Raw genomic sequence first — 16,649 nt, 5'->3', positions numbered from 1 at the left:
GCCGTGTCCGCGCACGCGGAGGCCGCGCGGCGGGCCTGGCTGGCCGAGCAGGCCGCCGCGAACGCCCAGGCCGAGAACTGGCGCACCGTCGGACGGCTCTCCCGCGAGTCCGCCGAGGAGCTGTGGAAGGTCATCGGGGGCAGCGCCGACGCCAACCAGGACGCCTGGGCCGGCGAGCTGGCCGGAGCCGAGGGCGCGGCCGCCTTCTGGAAGCAGATGCTCGAACGCGCCCAGGACGGGGAGCAGCGCACCCGGGGCTGAGGCCCGGGCGCCGAGGGGCCGGCATCCGCACGGGTGCCGGCCCCTCCGGCGTTCCGGCAACGGCGCGGTCGGGGTGTGCCAGACTGGCCGCGGCCGGGCTGCCCGGCCCCCGGAACGGCTGAACGGATGAGTGCACTGGAACGGCAAGGACGCACCGAACCTCCCCTGTTACCAAGCCCGTTGCACCCCTGGCTCGGACTGATCGCCGCGCTCGCGGCCCTCGTGGTCGCCGGCCTCGGCATCCTCTACGCCGGCCACGGCGGGCCCGGCGGAGTCGACGAGCGGGTCGGGGAGGCGGTCGACGGCCGGCGCCCCACCTGGTGGCGGCAGCTCGCCCTGGCCACGGACTTCCTCGGCGAACCGCTCGGCGCGGCCGCCCTGATCGCGACCGTCGTCGCCGGCTGTCTGCTGCTGCGCCGCCCCCGCGCCGCCGTGCTCGTCGTCACCGCCGCCGGACTGACCGTCACCGCCACCACCCTGCTCAAGCACGTGGTCGGACGGACCATCAACGGCGGCTACCTGTCCTACCCCAGCGGGCACACCGCGTTCCTCGCCTCGGTCGCCCTGCTGCTGGCCCTGCTCGCCGCCGGCCGCCTCGCCCTCGGCCGGACCACGGGCACCCTGCTGGTCTTCGCGGCGGCCCTGGCCGCCGCCCTCGCCATGGGCTGGGCCCAGGTCGCCCTGGGCGCCCACTACCCGACGGACGTGCTCGGCGGCTGGTGCACCGCCCTCGCCGTCACCCCGGCCACCGCCTGGACGGTGGACCGGCTGTCCGGCACCGTGCGGCGGGGCCGGAGCTGAGACGGGCCGGGGACGCGTCCGGGGGCGTACGCGTCCGAGGGCCGGGCGGTCGGGCTCAGACCCGGCTGCGGAACACCGGCTTCACCGGACGACCCCCGAGCCACGGCCCGGGATCCCCCGCCTCCAACGCCTTCCGGTACACCGCGCAGGCCTCGGCCACCACGTCCACCGTGTGCGCGAGATCCGCCTCGTCCAGGGCCGCGCTCACCACGAACGACGGGGCCAGCACCCCGCCTTCGAGGAGCCGCCGCAGGAACAGGGTCCGGTACTCCTGCGAGGGCCGGCCCTCCCCGTCCAGGGTGGCGAAGACCAGATTGCTCGCCCGGCCCCGGACCAGCACCCGATCCGCGACCCCCGCCGACTCCGCCGCGTCGCGCACCCCCGCCGCCAACCGCTCGCCCGACGCGTGCAGACGGGCGGTGGTGCCCTCCTGCGTGTACACGGTCTGCACGGCCATCGCGGCGGCCAGCGAGTGGGTCTCGGCCCCGTGCGTCGTGGACAGCAGGAACACCCGGTCCCCGTCGTGGCGCAGACCGCCGTACTCCATCAGTTCCCGGCGACCGGCGAGGGCCGACACCGCGAAGCCGTTCCCCAGCGCCTTGCCGAAGGTGGAGAGGTCCGGGGTGACCCCGTACAGACCCTGCGCGCCCGCCTCGGACCAGCGGAAACCGGTGATCATCTCGTCGAAGACCAGCAGGCAGCCGTGCCGGTCGGCCAGCACCCGCAGCCCCTCCAGGTACCCGGTCGGCGGCTCCACGTGCCCGGCCGGCTCCAGGACCAGACAGGCCACCTCCCCCTCGTACCGGTCGAGCAGCTCCGCCACCGCGCCCAGGTCCCCGTACGGGAAGGACACGGTCAGCTCGGTCGTCGCGGCCGGGATCCCCGCGGACATCGGGGTGGTGCCGATGAACCAGTCGTCCACCGAGAAGAAGGGCTGGTCCCCGCAGATCGCCACCCGCGGCCGACCGGTCACCGCCCGCGCCAGCCGCACCGCCGCCGTGGTGACGTCCGACCCGTTCTTCCCGAACTTCACCATGTCGGCGGTGGGCACCGTGGCGAGGAACCGCTCCGCCGCCTCCGCCTCCAGCACCGAGGGCCGCACGAAGTTGCTGCCGCGCTCCAGCTCCCGCCGGGCCGCCTCCACCACCCGCGGATGGGCGTGCCCCAGGCTCACCGACCGCAGCCCCGAGCCGTACTCCACGTACCGGTTGCCGTCCAGGTCCCACACGTGCGCGCCCCGGCCGTGGCTGATGACCGGCGCCAGGTCCTCCGGGTACTGGTCCTCGCCCTTGGCGTAGGTGTGCGCGCCACCGGGGACCAGGGCGTGCAGCCGCTCGTTCGCCGCGCGCGACCGGGGCAGCGCGAACCCGCCCGCCGCCCGCTCCGCCCCGCCGGGCACGCCCGCGTCCCGTCCGTTCGTCCCGTGCTCCACCGGCCTCAGACCTCCCTCTGCTTCAGGACCTCGGCGAGGCTCGGCGCCTCCCGGTCACGCCGCGACACCCCGGTCGGCGGCAACGGCCACGGGACCGCCAGCTCCGGATCGTCGAAGGCGATGGTGACGTCCTCCGTCGGATCGTGCGGCCGGTCGATCCGGTACGACACGTCGGCCGTCGGCGTCAGGGCCTGGAAGCCGTGCGCGCAGCCCGCCGGGACGTACAGGGTCACCTGCGTCTCGCCCGACAACTCGAAGGTGGCCACGTTCCGATGGGTCGGCGAGTCCGGCCGCAGGTCCACCACCACGTCGAACACCTCCCCGTACGAGCAGCGCACCAACTTCGCCTCGCCGCGCCCCGACCGCAGGTGCAGCCCGCGCAGCACGCCCCCCACCGATCGGGACACGCTGTCCTGGACGAAGGCGTCCGGGTCCAGGCCCGCCGCCCGCACCGCCTCGGCGTCGAAGGTGCGGCAGAAGAAGCCGCGTTCGTCGGCGTACGGGGTCGGTACGAAGAGGAGGGCCCCGGCGATCTCCGGGACCTCCTTCACGGTCATGCCGGGGGCGTTCACGAGGTCTCCCGCAGGGTGGTGGGGGCGTGTCGGTCGGTGGCGGCCGGACGGGCCGCCGGGAACAGGGCCGCGGTCAGGTCCGTGAACTGCCGCCCGATCTCGCGGGCGGCGGCGGCGTTCCGCTCGGCGAGGACGCGGCGCAGCTCCGCCGCCTCCTTCTCCAGGACCCGGAACTGCTCCAGCAGCCGGTCGGCGTCGACCTCCCGGGCCGGATGGCGGTACGCGGCGAGCCCCATCCGCTCCATCAGCGCGTCGCTCTTCGTCGCGTAGCTGAGGGCCAGGGTGGGCGTGCCCGTCTTCAGGGCGCAGACGAGATTGTGGTAGCGGGTGGCGACGACGGTCCCGGCCGCCGCCGTCTCCGCCATCAGGTCGTCCAGGGACTCCGCGCGGGCGACCGTCACCAGCGGCGAGTCGGCGGCGCGCACGATCGCGTCGGCCACCGGCGCGTCGCAGTCGTCCCCGGTGAGCAGCCGGACCCGCCGGCCGTCCGCGACGAGCGCCCGCACGAAGCGCGTGGTGCCGTCCAGGTACCGCCGGTGGATCTCCTCCGCCCGGTCCCGGTCGTCGTCCCCGCCGTGGAAGTCCATCACGCCCACGCACACCGACCCCGGCTCCTCCCCGGACGGCACCTCCGCGCGGGGCGCCGGCAGGGCGAAGGCCAGGTCCGGGTAGACGGAGTCGCGGGAGGTGTCCACGCCCATCGCCCGCATCGCGCCCCGCGAGGGGGCGTCCCGGTACGAGCGGTAGGCGGCCAGCCGGGCCGACCAGCGCACCAGCGCCCGGGTCGGCCGGCTGCCGATGGGCCCCGCGCCGACGCTGACCAGCGCCACCCGGGTGCCGAACAGCCGACCGGAGGCGCACAGCAGGAACAGCGCGTACGGGAACCCCCAGGGCCGCAGCGGCAGCGTGGCCTCCAGCACCCCCATGCCGGGCACGATCACCACCTCGTGCCGGCGCACCCACGCGGCGGTCCGGAAGACGTCCACGAGCTTCCCGGCGCCCTTGGCCGCCACCGAACCCACCCGCGAGGCGGTGCTGTACTCGCCGCGGTACCAGTGCAGTCGGGTCGCCGGGATCCCGAACCGGGCCGTGACCGCCTCCGGGCCCCCGCACAGCGCGTCCACGGCGGCCTGCGGGTGGTCGGCCCGCAGGTAGCCCAACAGCGCTTCGAGGGAACCGTCGTTGCCGAGGTTCCCGGAGCCCAGCAGCCCGAACACCCCGACCCGCACCGGTCCCCGGTGCGCGCGGGTCACCGCCGGCCGCCTTCCCGGCCCGCGACCAGCGAGTCCACGGACACGGCGAGCCGCGCCGGGTCCACCGGGGCCCGGTCCTCCACCCGCTCGCCGGCGCCCGGCCGGATCCGGCTGGTCGCCCAGGCCGCGAGGTGCCCGTAGCAGGCCCGCCGGTCCGCCGCCGAGAGCGGGGCCCGCCGGACCGCCGAGACGAAACCCGCCACGTACTCGGCCAACAGCCGCGGGGTCGGGTGCAGCGGGCCGGCCCGTCGCGGGTCCAGGTTCACACAACGGGACTTCTTCGACGGGTTGGCCCGCTCGGCGCGGGTCGGGTGGTCCCGGCGGAAGTACAACAGCTCCGGCACCTGGTGGAAGGCCCCGTGCAGGGTGATCTCGGCGACGAAGGTGCGGTCGGCGTGGTGGTAGCTGTCGTGCGGCTTCACCCGGCGCAGCACCTCCGCCCGCATCACCCCGTAGAAGTCGTCCCCGCCCGGCTCGAACAGGAGGCTGCGGAACCGCTCCGGGGCCCGCGGGGAGTCCGTCCGCAGGGTGTAGGCGTACGGCACCTTCACCCGGCCCTCGCCGTCGATGACGGCCTGCCCGGTGTGCGCGAGGATCACCTCCGGCCGCTCGTCCAGGGCCTCCACGCAGCGCCGCAGCAGGTCCCGGGCGTACAGGTCGTCGTGCGAGGCCCACTTGAACAGTTCGCCCCGGCACTGCGTGAACACGTAGTTGTGGTTCGGGGCGGCACCGATGTTGCGGGGCAGCCGGATGTAGCGGATCCGGGCGTCCTTCGCCGCGTACGCGCGGCAGATCTCCTCGGTCCCGTCGGTCGAGGCGTTGTCCGAGATGACCAGCTCGAAGTCCTCGTAGGTCTGGCCGAGCAGGGCGTCGAGGGACTCGGCGAGGTACTCCTCGCCGTTGTACACGGGCAGGCCGACGCTCAGCCTGGGAAGGGCGGTCATGACGTCCTCACTTCGGTTCGATCCACGGGGACCCACTGCGATCCCCTGCGTGCCGCTACGGTCATTTCGGTTGTGTCGCTTCCGGGGCGGACGGTGTCCCGGCCGCCCGTTCCCCCGGCCCGGCGGAGGAGGGGGCCGGTACGGCGGCGCCCCCGGGGACGGGCAGCGGCCCGCGCAGCGCGGCCCGCAACTGGAGCCACCACACGGTCGAGGAGACGAGCGTCGCCGCCGCGACCCCCCAGGCCGAACCGGTGGTGCCCGTCGCGACCGCCCCGCCCAACCCCCCGCCCACGTAAAGCGTCGAGGCGAACAGCTGGCAGCGCAGACTCCGCCGGGCCGCGCCCAACGCCCGCAGCCCGGCCGCCGCGCCGGTGCCCAGACCGGCCCCCGCCACGCCCAGCGTGGCGGGCACGATCAGCTCGGAGGCGGCCGGCCACACCCCGCCGAGCACCAGCTCCCCGGCCCGGTCCGGGACCAACAGCAGCGCGCCGCCCCACAGCAGGGCCGCCACCGCCTGCCCGCCGCCGAGCATCAGGCAGAACCGACCCAGCCGGTGCGGGGCCGTGCGCAGCACCCGCGCCGCCTCCGCGACGGTCACCAGGGACAGCCCCATGAGCAGGGCCAGGAACGGTCCGAGGAGCAGCTCCGCGCCCCGCACCGCGCCCACCGCGCCGACCCCGACGATCGCCCCGAGCCCGTAGGCCCGCACCTGGCTCGCGCCGCTCAGGCTGACGTTCTCGACCAGGTACCGGTACCCGAGGTCCCGGTGGTCGGCGAGCCAACCCCGGGCCCCGGTCGGCCGCGGCCGCGGCCCGGAGCGGAGGCAGCCGTACAGCGCGGCGACCGCCGCGGCGGCCCCCCACGCCAGTACGAAGGCGGCCACCGTCCCGGCCCGGGCCGCCAGGAGCAGGGCGGGGACGAGCGCCAGCCCCCACACCAGGTCGTTGAGGAAGGCCCGCTTGCCCTCGCCGGCCGCGAAGAAGACGAACCTCCACGCGTCCTGGAGCAGCAGACCCGGCAGGACCACCCCCAGGCAGGCGAAGGCGGCCCCCACCCGCCCGCCCAGGGCCAGGCCCGTGAGCAGGCAGACCGTGCCCAGGGCGGCGCCGACCCCGAGGGCGGTGCCCGAGGCGCGGGCCGCCGCGGGCCGCCAGGACTCCGCCGGCGCCCCGCTGAAGCGGACCACCAGCGGGTCGGTGGCCAGCCCGCGCGCCACGTTGAGGACCACGCCGTAGGTCAGCCAGGCCAGGCTGAACACGCCGAACGCGGCCGCCCCCAGCGAACGGGCCACGTACACGCCCACCGCGAAATTGGTCAGGCTGCAGGCCGCCTGGTCGGCCAACCCCCAGGACAACCGGCCCAGCACCGCCCGGCCGGCGCCCCGCCCCCCGGCGGGACCGGCCGCCCCCCGCTCCCGCCCGCTCCCCGTGGTCACCGTCACGCCTTGAGCAGTCCGGCGTCGCACAGCGCCTCCGCGGCGTCGGCCACCGTGCCGAAGGGCAGTCCGGCGCGTTCCGCGACGTCGAGCAGGGAGTGCTCCCCGTCGGACAGGCTCAGCACCCACAACATCGCCATCTGGGCCTCCTTGGCGTCACTGCGCCCGCCCAGCGAGTCGTACAGCCCGCGCCGCCCCAGCTGCGGTTCCCCGTAGGGGCTGAGGTTGAGGTAGATGCGGTCGCGGTCGAGGACGGCGAAGGCCTCCCGGCACACCGCGAGGGTGTCCTCCATCGCCTCGGGGGAGACGAAACCGGGGTTGTCGGCCGAGGTGTGGTACTCCGGGTACCCGGCGTACGGGGTCCGGCTCAGGGAACCGACCCCGAGGTCGAACCCCGGCGAGCAGTACTGCCGTTCGTCGTACCCGTACGGGGTGAACTCCGTGATCCGGTGGGGCCGGCCGGAGGCGAGCAGCACGTGCCGCAGCGCCCGGTCGATCCCGGCGTCGCCGCGCCGGCTCCGCTTGTACGTCAACTGTCCCGGATCCCCGGCGCAGGCCAGGACCAGCCCGTGCCGGACCCGGTCGATCCGCTCCGCGTTGCGGGCCAGCCAGGTGATCGCCCCGATGGTGCCGGGAGCGAAGACGAACCGGTAGGTGTAGTAGGGGCGTTCCGCCGCCAGGGCCCGGGCCAGCTGCACGGCCACCGCCACGCCCGCCAGGTTGTCGTTGGCGAGCGAGGGGTGGCAGACGTGGCAGGAGACGATGACCTCCTCCTCGACCCGCCCCGGCACCACGTGCTCGGCGTAGGTGAGGTGGCCGTCCTCCAGGGTGGAGTCCACGCGGACCTCGTACTCCCCCTCCGGGAGGGCGTCCAAGGTCTCCTGGGCCAGGCAGAACCCCCAGGTCGGGGTGTAGTAACTGGTCCGGTACGGCACCCAGGACGGGTGCTCCGGCAGGGTGTGCAGGTGTGGGCGCAGCTCGGACAGCGGCATGGTCGCCGCCACCGGGACGCTGTACCCGAGCACGTGAAGGCTGGACGCGGCGAAGTCCACGACCCGCCGCCCGGAGGCGTCGGCCACGTAGGCGTCCCGGATGTTCCACTCCTGCGGGATCGTCCAGTCCAGCACCGGGGTGCCGGTGGGCACCTCGTGGACCTCCAGCGGCAGGTGCTCCCCGATGATCTCCAGGGTGGCGCGGAGCCCGTCGCCCGTGATGCTGCGGCAGAGCGGGTACAGCCGCTCCACCAGGGCGTGCATCTCCTCCCCGGGGGTCACGGGCGCCACCGCAGGGTGTCGTCGAGGGCGCCGCCGTCGGCGGCGGCCCGCAGCACGGCCAGCCGGGTGAAGCGGCGCTCGAAGTCCTCGGCGGTCAGCCCGTGGGCGCGGTAGGCGTCGACGAGTTCACGGGCGCCCCGCTCCACGGACCACTCGCAGTCGAAGCCGGGCACCGCCTCCCGGAACCGGGAGAAGTCCACCCGGTAGGAGCGCGGGTCCGCGCCGTTCTCCCCGGTGATCACCACCTTGGCCCCGTCCACCGCCGCCGCCACCTGCTCGGCGATCTCCGCGACGGTGACGTTGTTGGCCTCGCTGCCGATGTTGAAGGCCCGGTCGTGCACGGCCTCCCGGGGCGCGGTCAGCGCGGCGGAGAAGGCCCGCGCGATGTCGCCCGCGTGCACCAGCGGCCGCCACGGGGTGCCGTCGGACAGCACCAGCACCTCCCCGGTCAGCAGGGCGTGCCCGACCAGGTTGTTCAGCACGATGTCGGCGCGCAGCCGGGGCGAGAAGCCGAAGGCGGTGGCGTTGCGCATGTACACCGGGGTGAAGTCCGCGTCGGCCAGGGCCCGCAGGTCGTCCTCGACCCGGACCTTGGACTCGGCGTACGGGGTGACCGGGCGCAGCGGGGCGTCCTCGCCGACCAGGCCCTCGCCGCCGGCCGCGCCGTACACCGAGCAGGTCGAGGCGTACAGGAAGCGCCGGACCCCGGCCTCGCGGGCGAGCCGGGCCAGCCGCACCGAGGCGTGGTGGTTGATGTCGTAGGTGAGTTCCGGGGCCAGGGAGCCCAGGGGGTCGTTGGAGAGCGCGGCCAGGTGGACCACGGCGTCCACCCCGGCCAGGTGCTCGGCGGTGACGTCGCGCAGGTCCACCCGGTGTCCGGTCGGGTCCGCGGGCGGCGGGCCGAGGACGCAGTCGGCGAAGAGGCCGGAGTCGAGTCCGGTGACCTCGTGCCCGGCGGCCGCCAGGACCGGGGCCATCACGGTGCCCAGGTAGCCCTGGTGTCCGGTCAGCAGTACGCGCAAGGTTCATTCCCCCAGGTCGAGAGTGAGTTTGGTGACGGTGAACGCCTCGGCGTAGCGCGCGTGGCATTCGATGCCGCGGATCCGGGCCAGCCCGAGGAAGGCCTCCCGGTCGTACCAGGGCCGGTGCCGCTGGGAGGGGTAGTGCTCCTGGAGGAGCTCCACCTTCCGTTCGGCGGTCTTCGGCGCCAGCGGCTGGTAGGTGTTGGGCCGACCCAGGTCGCCGTCCCACTTGACGATCTCGTAGCCCAGCACCAGGTGGTCGCGGAAGGCCGTCGGCAGCAGCCGGGCCAACCCCCGGTGGTCCTGGTGGGCGTCGTCGGTGCGGGGCGCCAGCAGCAGGTCGGGCTCGGTGCGGGCGCGCAGCTCCTCCACGGCCCGCTTGGCCTCCTCCCAGTGCGCGGGGAGCAGACCGTCGGGCAGCTTAAGCACGGTCAGCCGCAGGTCCGCGCCGGGGCAGAAGGCGGCCAGGGCGGCCTGCTCCTCCTGCTCCCGGTCGGTGCCGCCGCCGGACAGCACCAGGGCGTCCACCCGGAGGCCGGGCCGCGCCCGACACAGGGTGAGCAGGGTGCCCCCGGCACCGATGGCGATGTCGTCGCAGTGCGCGCCGACCGCGACCACCCGGGACGGCCCCCCGGCCGTCAGGCGTATCACGCGCGCTCCGTTCCGGCACCGTCGCGGCCGTTGTGCTCCCACACCGCCCACGGGCGGTCGCCCACGGCGTAGGAGGAGTCGAGGGCGGCCCGCTCCTTGACGGTGTCGGTGGGCTTCCAGAAGCCGCGGTGCCGGTGGGCCACCAGCCGGCCCTGCTTGGCCAGTCCGGCGCAGCCGTCGGCGACCAGGTCCCCGCCCTCGGGGATGTGGTCGAAGACCTCCTGGCGGAGCACGAAGTAGCCGCCGTTCTCCCACAGGGGCATGTCGCTGACCGCGGTGATGCCGCCGACCAGGCCGTCCTCGCCGAGGTCCACGCAGTGGAAGGACTGCTGCGGGGGCACCACCATCATCGAGGCGCCCGCGTCGCGCCCGCGGAACTTCTCGATCATCTCCGGGAGCGGGGCGTCGGTGAGCACGTCGGCGTAGTTGGCGAGGAACATCTCGTCCCCGTCCAGGTGCGGGCGGATCCGGCGCAGCCGCTCCCCGATGGGGGACTCGATGCCGGTCTGCACGAAGGTGATCGTCCAGTCGGCTATGTCGGTGGACAGTAACTCGGTGCGCCCGCCGCGCAGCACGAAGTCGTTGGAGGTGGTCTCCTCGTAGTTGAGGAAGAAGTCCTTGATGTGGTGGGCCCCGTAGCCCAGGCACAGGATGAACTCCTTGTGCCCGAAGTGGGCGTAATAGCGCATGACGTGCCAGATCAGCGGCCGGGGACCGACCATCGCCATGGGCTTGGGCACGTCGTCGGCGGTGCCGTTGCGCATGCGCATTCCGTAACCGCCGCAGAACAGGACGACCTTCACGACTTCACCTCGACAATGCTGAGTTCCGGGATGGGGAAGACCAGGCGGCCGCCCCACTCGTGCACGAAGGACAGCTGCTCCACCAGCTCGTCCCGCAGGTTCCAGGGCAGCACCAGCACGTAGTCGGGCCGGTCCGCGGCGATCCGCTCGGGCGGCAGGATCGGGATGCGGGTGCCGGGGGTGTAGCGGCCGTGCTTGTACGGGTTGCGGTCCACGGTGTACGCCAGCAGGTCGGGGCGGATCCCGCAGTGGTTGAGCAGGGTGTTCCCCTTGCCCGGGGCGCCGTAGCCGACCACCGTCTCCCCGCGGTCGGCGGCGTCGATCAGGAACCGCAGCAGGTCCCTGCGCACCTTCGCGATCCGCGCGGAGAACTCGGTGTACCCGGACAGGTCCTGGAGCCCGGCGGCCTTCTCCCGGTCCAGCACCTCCGCCACCCGCGCCGAGGGCTCGCCGGCCACCGCCTCGGGACGCGCCCACAGCCGGATCGAACCGCCGTGGGTGGGCAGCAGCTCCACGTCCACCAGCGCGAGCCCGCCACTGGCCAGGGCGCGCACCGCGGAAGCCACCGTGTAGTACTGGAAGTGCTCGTGGTAGATCGTGTCGTACTGGTTCTCCTCGATCAGGGTCAGCAGGTGCTGCACCTCGATCGAGACCCAGCCGTCGTCGGCCACCAGGGCCCGCAGCCCCTTGGTGAAGCCGACCACGTCGGGGATGTGCGCGTACACGTTGTTGGCGACCACCAGGTCGGCCGGCCCGTGCTCGGCGCGGACCGCCGCCCCGGTGTCGGGGTCCAGGAAGGCCGTCAGGGTGGGCACCCCCGCCTCCCGGGCCGCGGCGCCCACGTTCACCGAGGGCTCGATGCCCAGGCAACGGACCCCCCGCTCCACCAGGTGCCGCAGCAGATAGCCGTCGTTGCTGGCCACCTCGGCCACGAAGGAGTCCGCGCCCAGCCCCAACCGCTCCACGGCACCGGCCGTGAAGGCCCGCGCGTGCTCCACCCAGGAGGTGGAGTAGGAGGAGAAGTACGCGTACTCCGTGAAGGTCTCCTCCGGGTCGATCAGCGGCGGGATCTGCGCCAGCCAGCACTCGGTGCACACCCGCAGGTGCAGCGGGTACGCCGGCTCCGGCCGGTCCAACTGCTCCTCGGCGAGGAAGCTCTCGCACGGCGGGGTCGCCCCCAGGTCGGCCACGCTCGCCAGCGCCGCCGAGCCGCACAGTCGGCATCGTGTCATCTACTGCCCCCATCCCTGCCCGCGGCGGACGCTCCGCCGCGGCCGGCCCTTCCGTCCGTCACCGCCGGCGGGACCCGCCCGCCACCGGTCCGCCCCGCGCTCGCGGAGCGGTACGCCTCCAACAGGCGCTCCAGCCCGACGGCCGGGCTGAACCCCCGCTCGTACCGGAGCCTGGCGGCCCGGCCGAGCTCGTCGTTCCGGTCCGGATCGGAAGCGACCAGGCGCAGCCGGTCCGCCAGCGACTCCGCGTCGCCCGGCCGGTGCAGCAGCCCCGTCACCCCGTCCTCGACCAGCTCGGTGAAGGCCCCGTGTCCGGCGGCAACGGCCGGCACCCCGGCCGCCATCGCCTCCACGACCACCAGCCCGAACGCCTCCATCCAGGTCGACGGCGCCACCACGGCCACCGACCGGGCCACCGCCTCCCGGCTCCGCGCCGTGTCGTACAGGCCGACCACGCGCACGTCCGGGCGGCCCGCCGCCCAGGCGGTCACCTCCGGCTCCAGCGGTCCCGACCCCGCGATCACCAGCGGCACGCCCACCCCGCCCGCGGCGGTCAGCGCGTCCCAGGCCGTCATCAGCAGCCGGACCCCCTTGGCCTCCGCGAGCCGCCCCAGGTACAGCACGTGCTCCCCGGGGCCCTCCCGGCGCACCCCCGGCTCCGGCACGAAGTTGTGCTTCACCGCCAGCCGCTCCGCCGGCATCCCGGAGCGCACCAGCACCTCGCGCTGCGCGGCCGAGATGCACAGGAACCGCTCCACCCCGGTCCACCACCGCCGCCGGTTGACGCTCAGGCTCAACGCCAGCGGGACCGTCGCCAGGCGGGAGCCCCGGTAGCAGCCGTGCCGCACGGCGGGCAGCGCACTGCCCCCCACGCACGCGGAGCAGGGCCGGCCGTCCCGCTGGAGGGTGCCCGGCGGGCACACCTGCCCGTAGTTGTGCAGGGTGGCCACCACGGGCACCCCCGCGTCGGCGCACCCGGCCAACACCGCGGGGGAGAGCAGCGGAAAGACGTTGTGCACGTGCACCACGTCGGGCCGCTCGGCCCGCAGCCGAGCCGCCAGCTCCGTACGGACCGCCGGGTTCCACGGCACCAGCAGCGGCAGGGCCGCCTTGCGCGGCAGGGACAGGGCGCCGATGTCGTCACTGCGCCGCTCGAACCGGTCCACCCGGTGGCCCGCCGCGCGCAGCAGCTCCACCTCCTGGTCGACCACCTTGTTCTCACCGCTCGGCTGGGCCGAGGCATAGCGGTTGTGCACCACCATCACGTGCATGCTTCAGGTCACCTCCGGTCCGCGGACCGATCGGAATGCGGGCTCGGGCGCCGGGACGGCGGGAGCGGCCGGGGCCACCAGCAGCGAGGCCGCCACGGCCAGGTGCAGCAGGTACGGGGAGGCGTCGCCCAGACCGGCCTCGGTGTAGGAGGCGATCGCGACGTACGACACCAGGAACAGCGCGCAGGCACGGTTCAGGGAGGGCGGCCGCAACAGGGCCAGGCCACCGAGCACCGCCATGACCCCCGAGACCAGGACGATGCCGGTCAGGCCCTGCTCGTGGTAGACCGACAACCAGCTGTTGTCGATGGGCAACCCGCCGAAGGACTTGTCGCCCAGCCCCGTCCCGAACAGCCGCTCCGCCAGGGTCCGGGGCTCCGCCAACAACGCGTCCCACACCTTGGCCCGGCCGGTCAGGTTGGAGAAGTTCTCCTTGCTCTGCCCGCGCAGGAACCACGCCTGCAGGGCCGAGCTGAACCCCACCGCCGCCACCACCACCGTCACGACCGCCCAGGCGAAGAACCGGCGAGCGGCGGCACTGGTCAGCATCAACGAGCCGATGGCCAGGGTCAGTCCGGCGATCAGCCCGAGGGTGGCCGTCCGGGTGTGCGTCAGCGCCAGCAGCACCAACGAGGGCACCATCACCAGGGCGGCGCTCCGCCCGTCGGTCCGGCGCCCCAGCAGCAGCAGCGCGCTCAGCCCGGTGATCACGGCCGCGTACTGGCCGATCTGCGGCGGGGTCAGCGGCCACAGCACGCCCACCAGCCGCCCCCCGTACACCTCCGGGGTCGCCGCCCCCGGGGAGGCCACCGCGCCCACCGCCACCGAGGCCAACACCACCGAGTAGGCCCGGATGTGGTGCCGGACGAACCCGTGGCCCCCGTCCCACCAGCGGGTCAGCAGCCACAGCGTGCTGACGAACAGCGCCAACCGGGTGCACCGGAACAGGGCCCCGAACCCCGACTCCGGGTCGGCGCTGGAGATCACGCTCGGCACCAGCAGCAGGGTCAGCAGGAACACGTACGCGGCCGGCCGCACCCGCACCCGCGGGTTCACCACCAGGGCCAGCGCGAACGCGGCCACCAGCGAGCCCATCGTCACCATCTGGATCAGCGAACGCGGCAGCGGAATGATCGTCTCCGCCCCGGCGGACCCCAGGGTGTTGAGGACCAGCAGCCCCCAGGCCACGCCCACGGCCCTCGGCATCCGCTCCCCGGCCGCCCCGGCGGCCGCCGCCTCCTCCGGCGGCGCCCCCGGCACCGCTCCCGTTCCGGTCACCTCAACCACCGGCCCGGGCCACGAAGGTGCTCCCCGCGTCCTGCCGGTACGGCAGGCCCTGCCACTGCCCGAACTCCAGCACCTGGCTCGGGTCGTGGACCACGAACTTCCACGGCCCCTCGTAGGCGTTGTCGTACCACCGGTTCCCCTGCGTCCGGGTGATGGCCTCGGCCACGCCCTCCCCGTGGTACGGCGACCAGTCCGGATAGGTGCCGTAGTTCGCCAGCACCGCCATCCGATCGCACTTCACCGTGCACTCCACCACCGACTTGTCCAGCAGGAAACGGTTGTCGTGCACCTCCACCCGCTGGGTCTTCCACCGGCAGTCCGAGAACAGCGGCGCGCGCTCGATCGCGGGCGCGGCGCACCGCGCCACGTCCGCCACCAGCAGGGTGCACGCGCCCGAGGAGGTGTTGGCGGGGCTGTTGCAGAACCGGTCGGCGTTCTCCCACAGGGTGATCCCGGACCAGTTGTCCTCCAGCACGTTCCGGTACACCTCGATCCGGTCCGTCCTCGCCGGGATCCGCGGCTCGCCGCCCGACTCCGACAGGTACACCGTCGCGAACGGGAAGGTGTCCCCCCGGTCCGCGTGCCGGTGCCCCTCCACCCAGTTGTTCCGCCGCACCGTGTTGTGCCGGATCACCGCGTTGTAGCTGGTCTCGTAGATCAGCGCGGCCCCGTCGTTGGACTCCAGCACGTTGTCCTCGATGCGGAAGTCGTTGTTGTTGGTGTCCGCCCACAGGCCGGCCCCGCGGTTGTCGTGCACCCAGTTCCCCCGCACGTCCGCCCCGTCCACCGCCCAGAACTTCACACCCCCGCTGCACCCGCAGCCGGGCCGCCGCCGCTCCCAGTCGTCCCGGTTGTTGGCGGTGATCTCGTTGCCCTCCAGCAGCAGCCCGGTGACGGCGGCCCCGCCCCTGCCGTCCTTGTAGGCGTTCAGCCCGTACTGGCCGTTGCCCCGCAGGCAGTTCGCGCGGACCCGCTGCCGGGCCCCGGCCATCAGACCGGCCCCGGAGTTGTCCTCGATCACGTTGTGCTCGACCACCCAGCCATCCGCCGAGTCGTGGTTGACCACGCCCTCGTTGTGCGGGGCCACGAACCCGCGCACCGTCAGGTGCCGCAGCGTCACGTCCCGGGCGTCGCCCCCGAAGGCGTACTGATTGGTCCGGCGGCCGTCCAGGACCGCCCCCGGCGCGCCCAGGTAGCGGTTCCCCTCCTTCGGGACCACCTGGGCGTACCGGTCGGGGAGCAGCCGGTGGACCCCGGGACGGAGCCAGAAGACGGTGCCCGCGGGGCTCCTCGTCGTCTTCGCCGCGAGATCGCCCACCACCGCCGGGTCCACCGTGACCGCCCCGGCCGGGGCCGTCGCCGGACCGGGCACCGGAGCCGCGCACACCCGGGCCCGCACCGGGGCGGTGCCCCCGGCCGCGGATTCCCCGGCCGCCGGTGCCCCGGAGGACCCGGACCCGGCCTCGGGTGCGCCGGAGCAGCCCGCCGCCGGCAGCAACAGCGCCAGCAGCACCGCCGGCAGCGCCCAGAGCCGCCTGTCGACCACCACTCCTCCTTCCCCCTCTAGCCGCGGAACCTGAGGACGGTCGTGAACGCCCCGGCCCCGTCGGTGGAACCGGTGCCGACCAGCGTGGTCGCGGGCTCCTTCCGCCCGAACCCGGCCGAGTACCAGCCCAGCGGGGGAGCGGTCTCCCCCCGGTGGGCCCGCCATGACAGCCCCTCCGGCAGCTCCAGGACCGCGCTGCGCTCCGCGCCGTCCACGGTCCAGGACAACAACGCCCGGTCCGCCACCAGCTCGGCGGTGACCTCCGGACCCAGGTGGAAGGCCAGCCGCACGGCCCGGCCCGGAGTCCGCACCTCGTCCGTCAGGCGCAGCTCGCGCCGACCGGCGACGAGCTCCACCCGGCGCCGGTGCACCGCGCCCCGGTAGCCCCGGTGCTCCGCCCACCAGGTGGAGGTGGCGCGCGCGGCCCCGGAGGTGTCCACGTCCAGCACCCGGCTGCGGGCGTGCCGGGTCCACAGGAACGGGCCGCCCGACACGGACTGGTCGGTGCCGTCCAGCTCCAGCGTGTTGTGGCCCAGCGTGGACCGGAAGTAGCTCCGCCACTCCGGCTGACCGTGGTAGCAGTACGTCCCCGGATCCGCGAGCACGTCCACCCCGTCCTGCCGGACCTCCACGGAGAGGGCGTCCGCGTGGGCGTGGGCGGCGATCCTCAGGAACCCGTGCGGGCCCCCGTCGCACCGTGCCCAGATGCCGTCCGGCCCGCGCAGCACCGTCAGCCCCGCGTCCGGGAAGTGCCCCGGCCGCTTCCGGGGCCGGGGCACCGCCCGGGACATCCGGCGGACCAGCGCCGCCCGCCGCCGGGTGCGCACGGGGTCGCCCGGCCCCGCCGGCCACCCCTCCAACCGCC

15 protein-coding genes and 1 pseudogene are annotated in these 16,649 nt (G+C 74.5%); 2 read left to right on the top strand and 14 right to left on the bottom strand.

All coding sequences use genetic code 11. The features are described from left to right. Together ABTZ17_RS31455 and ABTZ17_RS31450 are read left to right on the top strand one after the other, a co-directional pair. Nucleotides 1-261, top strand: a pseudogene (locus ABTZ17_RS31455) (hypothetical protein); the annotation flags it as partial. Nucleotides 262-387: 126 nt separating this feature from the next. Further along, nucleotides 388-1,062, top strand: a complete 675-nt coding sequence (locus ABTZ17_RS31450; RefSeq protein ID WP_352199183.1) for a phosphatase PAP2 family protein — start codon at nt 388-390, stop codon at nt 1,060-1,062. A 55-nt stretch (nt 1,063-1,117) separates the two neighbouring features. Here the strand turns inward: ABTZ17_RS31450 and ABTZ17_RS31445 are convergent, their stop codons facing one another. The 14 genes from ABTZ17_RS31445 to ABTZ17_RS31380 form a co-directional block, all read right to left on the bottom strand. Beyond that, a complete protein-coding gene (locus ABTZ17_RS31445; protein WP_502994929.1) occupies nt 1,118-2,461 on the bottom strand; it encodes a glutamate-1-semialdehyde 2,1-aminomutase in 1,344 nt (447 codons plus the stop codon). 38 nt (nt 2,462-2,499) lie between these two features. Further along, nucleotides 2,500-3,051 (bottom strand): dTDP-4-dehydrorhamnose 3,5-epimerase family protein, encoded by a 552-nt coding sequence (locus tag ABTZ17_RS31440; protein ID WP_352199186.1) that lies wholly within the window; start codon nt 3,049-3,051, stop codon nt 2,500-2,502. An 11-nt stretch (nt 3,052-3,062) separates the two neighbouring features. Next, on the bottom strand, nt 3,063-4,319 hold the full coding sequence (locus ABTZ17_RS31435; protein ID WP_352199182.1) for a polysaccharide pyruvyl transferase family protein: 1,257 nt from the start codon (nt 4,317-4,319) through the stop codon (nt 3,063-3,065). Continuing rightward, the gene (locus ABTZ17_RS31430) at nt 4,316-5,263 is read right to left on the bottom strand and encodes a glycosyltransferase family 2 protein (protein WP_352199181.1); all 948 of its coding nucleotides are present in this window, start codon (nt 5,261-5,263) and stop codon (nt 4,316-4,318) included. Before ABTZ17_RS31430 ends, ABTZ17_RS31435 begins: the two co-directional genes overlap by 4 nt. 61 nt (nt 5,264-5,324) lie before the next feature. Then, on the bottom strand, nt 5,325-6,698 hold the full coding sequence (locus tag ABTZ17_RS31425; RefSeq protein ID WP_502994928.1) for a hypothetical protein: 1,374 nt from the start codon (nt 6,696-6,698) through the stop codon (nt 5,325-5,327). A 2-nt stretch (nt 6,699-6,700) separates the two neighbouring features. Then, a complete protein-coding gene (locus ABTZ17_RS31420) occupies nt 6,701-7,981 on the bottom strand; it encodes a DUF4910 domain-containing protein (RefSeq protein ID WP_352199180.1) in 1,281 nt (426 codons plus the stop codon). Continuing rightward, nucleotides 7,969-8,994, bottom strand: coding sequence for an NAD-dependent epimerase/dehydratase family protein (locus ABTZ17_RS31415; protein ID WP_352199179.1), 1,026 nt, complete (start codon nt 8,992-8,994; stop codon nt 7,969-7,971). Before ABTZ17_RS31415 ends, ABTZ17_RS31420 begins: the two co-directional genes overlap by 13 nt. Nucleotides 8,995-8,997: 3 nt before the next feature. After that, on the bottom strand, nt 8,998-9,645 hold the full coding sequence (locus ABTZ17_RS31410) for a PIG-L deacetylase family protein (RefSeq protein WP_352199178.1): 648 nt from the start codon (nt 9,643-9,645) through the stop codon (nt 8,998-9,000). Then, nucleotides 9,642-10,448, bottom strand: coding sequence for a glycosyltransferase family protein (locus tag ABTZ17_RS31405; protein WP_352199177.1), 807 nt, complete (start codon nt 10,446-10,448; stop codon nt 9,642-9,644). Before ABTZ17_RS31405 ends, ABTZ17_RS31410 begins: the two co-directional genes overlap by 4 nt. Beyond that, nucleotides 10,445-11,680 (bottom strand): class I SAM-dependent methyltransferase, encoded by a 1,236-nt coding sequence (locus ABTZ17_RS31400; RefSeq protein ID WP_352199176.1) that lies wholly within the window; start codon nt 11,678-11,680, stop codon nt 10,445-10,447. Before ABTZ17_RS31400 ends, ABTZ17_RS31405 begins: the two co-directional genes overlap by 4 nt. After that, nucleotides 11,677-12,951, bottom strand: a complete 1,275-nt coding sequence (locus tag ABTZ17_RS31395; RefSeq protein ID WP_352199175.1) for a glycosyltransferase — start codon at nt 12,949-12,951, stop codon at nt 11,677-11,679. The genes ABTZ17_RS31400 and ABTZ17_RS31395 overlap by 4 nt, the downstream gene beginning before the upstream one ends. Before the next feature lie 3 nt (nt 12,952-12,954). Next, the gene (locus tag ABTZ17_RS31390; protein WP_352199184.1) at nt 12,955-14,157 is read right to left on the bottom strand and encodes an O-antigen ligase domain-containing protein; all 1,203 of its coding nucleotides are present in this window, start codon (nt 14,155-14,157) and stop codon (nt 12,955-12,957) included. 73 nt (nt 14,158-14,230) lie between these two features. Then, entirely contained in the window at nt 14,231-15,784 is a 1,554-nt protein-coding gene (locus ABTZ17_RS31385) for a right-handed parallel beta-helix repeat-containing protein (protein WP_502994927.1), read from the bottom strand. 17 nt (nt 15,785-15,801) lie between these two features. After that, nucleotides 15,802-16,649 (bottom strand): heparinase II/III family protein (locus ABTZ17_RS31380; protein WP_352199173.1); only part of this gene is annotated, 848 nt, incomplete at its 5' end.

The sequence above is a fragment of the Streptomyces sp. NPDC097619 genome (assembly GCF_040302735.1).
GTDB lineage: Bacteria > Actinomycetota > Actinomycetes > Streptomycetales > Streptomycetaceae > Streptomyces.
Note: the sequence above shows the minus strand (reverse complement) of the source record. Positions and strands in the feature narration are given on the sequence as shown.